The organism is Chitinophaga sp., from assembly GCF_036566945.1.
Taxonomy (GTDB): Bacteria; Bacteroidota; Bacteroidia; order Chitinophagales; family Chitinophagaceae; genus Chitinophaga.
Window position 1 is genome coordinate 1 of sequence record NZ_DATCVJ010000980.1, and the last position, 4,027, is coordinate 4,027.

General features: G+C 45.8%; 3 protein-coding genes and 1 pseudogene. 3 read left to right on the top strand and 1 reads right to left on the bottom strand.

What is annotated here, in order from left to right; all coding sequences use genetic code 11:
* Positions 1–817, top strand: a pseudogene (locus VIP81_RS29365) (5-methyltetrahydropteroyltriglutamate--homocysteine S-methyltransferase); the annotation flags it as partial.
* Between the two features lie 283 nt (positions 818–1,100).
* Here the strand turns inward: VIP81_RS29365 and VIP81_RS29370 are convergent.
* A complete protein-coding gene (locus tag VIP81_RS29370) occupies positions 1,101–1,529 on the bottom strand; it encodes an FKBP-type peptidyl-prolyl cis-trans isomerase (protein ID WP_133810109.1) in 429 nt (142 codons plus the stop codon).
* Positions 1,530–1,633: 104 nt separating this feature from the next.
* On the opposite strand from VIP81_RS29370, the gene VIP81_RS29375 reads away from it, so the two are divergent.
* Together VIP81_RS29375 and fmt are read left to right on the top strand one after the other, a co-directional pair.
* Positions 1,634–2,800 (top strand): exo-beta-N-acetylmuramidase NamZ family protein, encoded by a 1,167-nt coding sequence (locus VIP81_RS29375; protein ID WP_331970169.1) that lies wholly within the window; start codon positions 1,634–1,636, stop codon positions 2,798–2,800.
* A 231-nt stretch (positions 2,801–3,031) separates the two neighbouring features.
* Complete coding sequence (gene fmt / locus VIP81_RS29380) at positions 3,032–3,961, top strand: methionyl-tRNA formyltransferase (RefSeq protein ID WP_331970172.1); 930 nt, start codon at positions 3,032–3,034, stop codon at positions 3,959–3,961.
* Positions 3,962–4,027: the final 66 nt, after the last annotated feature.

Here is a 4,027-nt window from a genome sequence, read left to right on the forward strand (position 1 = left end):
CGACATGGTTGAATACTTTGGAGAACAACTCGATGGATTTGTATTTACACAAAATGGCTGGGTACAGAGTTATGGTACCCGCTGTGTAAAACCACCGGTTATTTTTGGTGACGTACAACGGCCAGAACCCATGACGGTGGCCTGGAGTCGTTATGCACAATCACTCACGAACAAACCGGTGAAAGGTATGCTCACCGGTCCCATTACTATTTTGCAATGGTCATTTGTGCGCAACGATCAATCCCGTATGCAAACCGCTTTCCAGCTGGCACTGGCCATCCGGGACGAAGTAAAAGACCTGGAAGACGCTGGTATTACTGTGATTCAGGTAGATGAACCTGCACTACGCGAAGGGTTGCCTCTCCGCAAATCCCAACGGGCGGACTATCTGGAACAGGCCGTAAAAGCTTTCCGCCTGGCAGTATGCACCGTCGATGATGCCACCCAGATCCACACGCATATGTGCTATGCAGAATTTAATGATATCATTGAACACATCGCCGCCATGGACGCGGATGTGATTACCATAGAAACCTCCCGCTCACAAATGGAGTTGCTGGAAGCTTTTGCACAATTCCGCTACCCCAATGAAACCGGACCCGGGGTATATGATATCCATTCCCCCAGAGTGCCAACAGTGGCTGAAATGGAGGCATTACTACATAAAGCAGCACAGCTATTGCCGGCCCGTAATATCTGGGTAAATCCGGACTGTGGCCTGAAAACACGCAAGTGGGCAGAAACGGAATCAGCACTGCGTAATATGGTGACAGCAGCGAAGAACGCGAGAATGCGGCTGTTAGCTGTTAGCCATTAGCTTTTAGCTTTTAGTAAATGCAGCGAAGAGCAACATATCATCATCTTCGCTGCATTTTCTAACAGCTAAAAGCTAACTATGGTAGTTGTTTTTGTGCAGATTGTTTACGTAAGATGAAATCAGCCTTTAGTCACCGGAAACATCATCGGGAGCAGGCCATTAGCGGCGCTTGGGTGGAGATAATAATTAACAAACAACACTTCAGAGGGAGACAAAAATTTAGGGATTTCCAACATCCCGATGCAGTACTTCACTCCACCCGGATGTCAAAAATCCCCAAATATTATACGATTTCAACCAGTTCCAGGTCAAATACCAGGTCTTCACCAGCCAAAGCGTGGTTAGCATCCAGGGTAATGAACTCTTCGCCGATAGCAGCTACTTTCACCTGAAATACCTGACCTTGTGGATTGCTCATCTGCAATTCCATGCCCACTTCAGGATTCAGATCAGCCGGGATATTTTCTTTTGGAAAATCCATGATCATCTCTTCGCTTTTGGGACCATATGCCTGATCAACAGGGATATGAATGGTTTTCTTGTCGCCCACTTTCATGTCCAGCACACCATTCTCAAATCCTTTGATAACCATACCGGCACCTACCTTGAATTCGAGCGGCGGTCTACCTTCAGAAGAATCAAAGGTAGTTCCGTTCGTTAAACGGCCATGGTAATGCACCTTCACTGTATCCCCGTTTTTAACAGCTTGCATAAAAATTAATTGTTTAGTGTTAATAATTACGCGCAAGATACAAAAAGCTGCTATAATCCGCGTTTTTTGATGCAGCCAATAAACCTTTGCCGTATCTTAACGGTATGAACCGTATACTACTTATTTGCATCCTCCTGGCCGGGTGCTTTTTTGAAACCTCCGCACAATATGCGGACCTTGTATTGCCAGGTGCCACGCAGACTTCCCGCTATCTTTCCCTGTTAAAAAATAAACGGGTAGGCATGATGGTTAACCAAACCGCCACCATCGGAAACACACACCTGGTAGACTCCCTGCTGAAGCTTCATGTAAAAATTCAAAAGATCTTCAGCCCCGAACATGGCTTCAGAGGCAATGCCGGCCATGGAGAGAAGGTAGCCAACAGTATTGACTCTGCTACCGGTATTCCTATCATATCGCTCTACGGACAACACCGCAAAGCGACGGCAGCGGATCTGAAAGATATAGACATCCTCGTCTTTGACATACAGGATGTAGGCACCCGTTTCTTCACCTACATTTCTTCCCTGCAGGAACTCATGGAATCTGCCGCGGAAAACAAAAAAACACTGATCATACTGGACCGTCCCAACCCCAATGGGGACTACGTTGACGGCCCCATCCTCGATACCGCTTACCGTTCTTTCATCGGCATGCAACCCATTCCTATTGTTCACGGAATGACCGTTGGTGAATATGCCCGCCTGCTGAATGGAGAACGCTGGCTCAGCAAAGGCATACAATGCGATATTAAAGTGATTCCCTGCGAAAACTACAGTCACCAGACCTTCTATCGCGTACCCATCAAACCGTCACCCAACCTGCCTAATATGGCGGCCATCAACCTGTATTCGTCTACCTGCTTTTTTGAAGGAACAGTGCTCAGCCTCGGACGAGGCACTGACAAACCTTTCCAGGTATATGGCTCTCCCCTGTTTCCTAAACAAGGCTTTTCATTTACTCCACGCGCCAGCGCTTCCAATCCCAACCCGGTGTTGAAAGACCAGCTGTGCTACGGTTATGACCTGAGCAATGTACCGGAAACTGTACCCCGTAAAGGCCGTAAAATTGAATTGAAATGGCTCATAGATGCCTACCGGATCTTCCCGGATAAAGACAAATTCTTTATCCCCTTCTTCAGCAAAGTAGCCGGTAACACGCAGTTACAGCAACAGATCGTGAAAGGGGTTTCTGAAGCGGATATCCGCAAAAGCTGGGAACCGGGATTAGCGAAGTTCAAAGTGATACGCGCAAAGTATTTATTGTATTGACGCGAATTTTGTCTTTGTTCAGGATTATACTGATTATACTGATTTTCCAGATTTTTGCTTTTTTGATTTTTATAAGATTTAAAAGATTTTGGGAGATATAAGCGGACGAAATTTTGTCCGCTTATATCTCCCAAAATCTTTTAAATCAAAATATAGTCTGGAAAATCAGTATAATCAGTATAATCCTGAACAAAGACAAAATTCGCTTAGTTCTCGTTATTTTTGCATCCTATGAGTAAAGATCTCCGTATTATTTTTATGGGTACGCCTGATTTTGCGGTGGCGTCTCTGGATATATTGGTGCAAAATGGCTTCAACATTGTTGGCGTAATTACAGCGCCGGATAAGCCGGCTGGCCGCGGCTTACAGCTGCAGGAAAGTGCGGTGAAACAATATGCTGTCAGCAAAGGACTACATGTACTACAACCGGAAAAACTGAAAAATCCGGAATTCATTGCAGACCTAACCGCCTTAAAAGCGGACCTGCAGGTAGTTGTAGCGTTTCGTATGCTACCTGAAATGGTGTGGAATATGCCGCCGGAAGGTACGATCAACGTACATGCTTCCCTGTTACCCAATTACCGCGGAGCAGCGCCGATTAACTGGGCCATCATCAACGGTGAAAAAGAATCAGGTGTAACAACATTCAAGCTACAACACGAAATAGATACAGGCGATATCCTGTTCAGCGATAAAGTAGTGATCCGGGAAGATGAAACTGCCGGAGAACTCCATGACGCGCTGATGCAAACCGGCGCCACCCTGCTGCTGAAAACAGTACAGGCCATTGCAGCCGGAAATATACAGGGAACTCCTCAGGCGAATATTCCGGCAGCTGAAATAAAACATGCCCCTAAAATATTCAAGGAAACCTGTCAGATCAACTGGCAACAACCACTGGACAGTATTTACAATCATGTAAGAGGTTTAAGCCCATATCCCGCTGCCTGGACTACTTTCCAGGGCAAAAACCTGAAAATATACAAAGCGCATAAAGAACATACAACGCCCTCAAAAGCGCCAGGAGACTTCGATACAGATCAGAAAACCTACGTGAAAATTGCAGCGCCGGATGGGTATTTATACCTGGACGAAATACAGCTGGAAGGCAAGAAGAAGATGGATATAGAAGCGTTCCTACGGGGATATCGGTTTCAGTAAAGATAAAAGAAGCGGAGTTTGTCTTTCTCAGGATTATACTGATTTAGATGATTTTCCAGATTTTGT

Excerpts from the sequence above, each read along its gene's own strand:
- VIP81_RS29370 (WP_133810109.1), bottom strand. The coding sequence starts at position 1,529 with ATGCAAGCTGTTAAAAACGGGGATACAGTGAAGGTGCATTACCATGGC.
- VIP81_RS29375 (WP_331970169.1), top strand. The coding sequence starts at position 1,634 with ATGAACCGTATACTACTTATTTGCATCCTCCTGGCCGGGTGCTTTTTT.
- fmt (WP_331970172.1), top strand. The coding sequence starts at position 3,032 with ATGAGTAAAGATCTCCGTATTATTTTTATGGGTACGCCTGATTTTGCG.